Origin of the sequence: Kitasatospora arboriphila (assembly GCF_039528095.1) — a bacterium.
Taxonomy (GTDB): Bacteria; Actinomycetota; Actinomycetes; order Streptomycetales; family Streptomycetaceae; genus Kitasatospora; species Kitasatospora arboriphila.
Map to the genome: position 1 here is coordinate 1 of NZ_BAAALD010000337.1, position 514 is coordinate 514.

Sequence of the window (514 nt, forward strand, 5' to 3'; positions counted from 1 at the left end):
CTGGGCGCAGCCTGGGGCGGAAGCTATGTCAACGACTTTATCGACCGCGGCCGCGTGAAGAAAGTGTACATCATGTCCGAAGCGAAATACCGTATGCTGCCGGAAGATATCGGCAAGTGGTATGTTCGCGGCAGCGATGGTCAGATGGTGCCGTTCTCTGCTTTCTCGACCTCGCGTTGGGAATACGGTTCGCCGCGTCTGGAACGCTACAACGGTCTGCCGTCACTGGAAATCCTCGGTCAGGCCGCGCCAGGCAAGAGTACCGGTGAGGCGATGGCGCTGATGGAAGAGCTGGCGGGTAAACTGCCTTCCGGTATCGGCTACGACTGGACCGGGATGTCTTATCAGGAGCGACTGTCCGGCAACCAGGCCCCTGCCCTGTATGCCATCTCGCTGATTGTCGTCTTCCTGTGTCTGGCGGCGCTGTATGAGAGCTGGTCGATTCCGTTCTCGGTTATGCTGGTCGTCCCCTTGGGTGTGGTTGGTGCGCTGTTAGCCGCCACCTTCCGCGGGC

General features: G+C 60.1%; 1 protein-coding gene. It reads left to right on the top strand.

Annotated features, from left to right (window positions below; genetic code table 11):
• A partial coding sequence (locus tag ABD353_RS40260) for an efflux RND transporter permease subunit (RefSeq protein ID WP_344628648.1) occupies window positions 1-514 on the top strand: 514 nt, incomplete at both ends.